A 646-nucleotide genomic window follows, 5' to 3' on the forward strand; every position below is an offset into this window, starting at 1 on the left:
TATCGGACGGAAAGCCTGGATCCGGCCGCTATACGGACGTGTGGGCCAAACGGGATGGCGAGTGGCTTGCCGTGTCAGCGCACGTCACGCGCCTGCCTTGAATCGGCAGGCCTAAAGGCCTGCGCTACGAGTACGCGGGGCCGCCGTAAAGGGCTGCGCTACCAATGCCCGCCGGCGATGTCGCAACGCACGCCTACAGCAGGGGCTGAATGATCGCGTTGAACTGCGCCTTCGACGCCGCGCCTGTCTGGCGCTTCACGACGCGGCCGTCGCGTCCGATGATCACTGACGTGGGCAGGCCCCACATCGGTCCGTAAGCGTCTTCCACGTCATCGCGCCCGTTCCCATCGAGCACAGGGTAGTTGACCCCGAGCTCGCGAGCGAACGCCTTCACGGCGTCCGGTGAGCCTTCGTCCACGGAGAGCCCGACGATGACGAGATGGTCGCGATAGCGCTCCTGCATCTTGACGAACTCCGGGATCTCGGCACGGCAGGGCCCGCACCACGTCGCCCAGAAGTTGATCAGGATCACTTTCCCTTGCCAGTCGGCCGACGACAGCGCGCGACCATCGAGATCGGTCACCTTCACCGCCGGCAGCGGCACGGGCTTGTCGGAGAACTGGATCGTCAGCCCCGTCCCCTGACC

Annotated in this window: 2 protein-coding genes; one reads left to right on the forward strand and one right to left on the reverse strand. The window is 65.8% G+C overall.

What is annotated here, in order from left to right; all coding sequences use genetic code 11:
• The coding region (locus tag GEV06_28935; GenBank protein ID MPZ21867.1) for a nuclear transport factor 2 family protein at positions 1–101 on the forward strand (101 nt) is incomplete at its 5' end.
• A gap of 92 nt (positions 102–193) precedes the next feature.
• On the opposite strand, the gene GEV06_28940 is transcribed toward GEV06_28935, so the two are convergent.
• The coding region (locus GEV06_28940) for a redoxin domain-containing protein (protein ID MPZ21868.1) at positions 194–646 on the reverse strand (453 nt) is incomplete at its 5' end.

The sequence above is a fragment of the Luteitalea sp. genome (assembly GCA_009377605.1).
GTDB lineage: Bacteria > Acidobacteriota > Vicinamibacteria > Vicinamibacterales > Vicinamibacteraceae > WHTT01.